At 56.8% G+C, this 1,392-nt stretch carries 1 protein-coding gene; it reads right to left on the bottom strand.

Features of this window, described 5'->3' with window-relative positions:
• Window positions 1-214: 214 nt before the first annotated feature.
• Window positions 215-1,174, bottom strand: coding sequence for an IS110 family transposase (locus ACIPW4_RS27335; RefSeq protein WP_400663787.1), 960 nt, complete (start codon window positions 1,172-1,174; stop codon window positions 215-217).
• Window positions 1,175-1,392: the final 218 nt, after the last annotated feature.

Here is a 1,392-nt window from a genome sequence, read left to right as displayed (position 1 = left end):
TGTGGGAGCAACTGTCTTGCTCGAAATTTGAAAAGCTTGCGCGGCCCCTGTGGGAGCGGGCTTGCCCGCGAACACGGGCGAAGCCCGTGCCAACTGTCTTGCTCGAAATTTGAAAAGCTTGCGCGGCCCCTGTGGGAGCGGGCTTGCCCGCGAACACGGGCGAAGCCCGTGCCATCCAGCGCGGTGTGGGCAAGCTGCTTTCATATGGGTTTCCTCAGCTTCCTGATCTAGTCCCCTTGGGCTGAGGCAAAACCAGGTCCAGCCAAGGCTCGCCAGTCCTGAGCATGGCATTGAGCCGTACGAGGAATACCCTCATGCAGGCTACGATAGCGACCTTGGCAACTTTCCCTCGTTCGAGCAGCGCCTCATAACGAGCCTTGAGCGCTGGGTTGTACTTAACCGCCACAAGGCATGACATGTAAAGCGCTCGCCGGGCCTCAAACCGTCCGCCTGAAATAGAGCGCTTGCCCACGGATTTTCCGCTGTCGTGGTTGAAGGGCGCTACCCCAACCAATGAGGCTATTTCTCTGGACTCTACACGTCCCAGTTCTGGCAGAAGCGTTACAAGCTTGCCCGCCGTCACCAGTCCAATGCCTTTGACCTGTACCAGCTGAGCAACCCGTTCATCTTTCAGCTCTTCCGTTTGCTGACAGATCTTTTGTTCAACCAGCTTGATCTGTGACTTGAAGTGCTGAAGGTTGGCCTTCAGAAAGTCGGCCACCACGTTAGACTGTGCCTGTTTCAGGCGCCTCAGGTCGTCATCCCGCTGTTGAACCAACCGATCACGTTGCTGCAGCAATTCCCGCAGCAGCGCACGCTCCGGGCTGATCCGCAGGGTGGGCTGGTCTGGAATGACCTCTGCGTAGTGGGCCAATACTTCGGCATCGATGGCGTCGGTTTTGGCTTTGATGCCGATGGATTCGGCGAACGCTCGGGCCCGCCTGGGATTGACACGTATGACTTTATAGCCGGCATCCTGCAAGGACTGCATGACTTCTCGCTCGTAACCGCCTGTGGCCTCCAGCAGAACGCGCTTGATACTGCACCCGCCAAGGCTTCGCTGCAGTTCCTCGAAGCCTGCCGGATCATTGCTCACATGGATTTTTATGCCTTGAGGCCGCACCAGCGCATCAAGTGAAAGACTGGAAACATCGATACCCAAGAAGGACGCCATCACCAAACCCTCCTAAACTCAACATTGTGAGAGGACTTTGGCTTGGCCCACGCTTGTGATTCGAGATCAGAGCCGCATCCAACTGTTCGGGCTCTCGCCAAAGTGGAACGGTGAATGACAGCTTGTGCTCCCACTCGTGCTCATGGCACCTGCGGCATTCAGCTTGTCATTCACCGCTCTCACTTCAGATTCTAATCCCCTCTTAAGACACAAGCGGC

The sequence above is a fragment of the Pseudomonas sp. NPDC089996 genome (assembly GCF_044748405.1).
In the GTDB taxonomy this organism is placed as follows: domain Bacteria; phylum Pseudomonadota; class Gammaproteobacteria; order Pseudomonadales; family Pseudomonadaceae; genus Aquipseudomonas.
This window is presented reverse-complemented; position numbering and strand designations above follow the sequence as displayed.